The organism is Paraburkholderia piptadeniae, assembly GCF_900007165.1.
Lineage (GTDB): Bacteria > Pseudomonadota > Gammaproteobacteria > Burkholderiales > Burkholderiaceae > Paraburkholderia > Paraburkholderia piptadeniae.
Genome location: NZ_CYGY02000024.1, coordinates 1 through 290, shown reverse-complemented (window position 1 = coordinate 290; position 290 = coordinate 1). Strand labels below are relative to the sequence as shown.

The 290-nt window shown below is 61.0% G+C and carries 1 pseudogene; it reads left to right on the top strand.

Features of this window, described 5'->3' with window-relative positions:
• Window positions 1–49 precede the first annotated feature (49 nt).
• A pseudogene (locus tag BN2476_RS11760) lies at window positions 50–290 on the top strand (hypothetical protein); the annotation flags it as partial.

Below are 290 nucleotides of genomic sequence, written 5' to 3'. Positions count from 1 at the left end.
GTAGTGAAATAGAGGGTTCTACGCACGTTCGATATCGGCGCTATTCGACATGAACACAACCGGGCGCGCCCGCAGCCACGGCCCGCGGCACCGCGTGATCCTTGCAGCCGGACCAGGACGCTGGCGACGGATGATCCTGGTCCTGCTTGTCGTTCTGATCGGCTATGCCACCGCCGATCTCTTCTGGCCGTTGCACCGTGACCTGAGCCGCTTCGATCCCATCGCGACGGGGACACTCGAAACGAAAATATGGCGTTCCTACTATGACCGCCAGCACGTGGCGCTCTTTC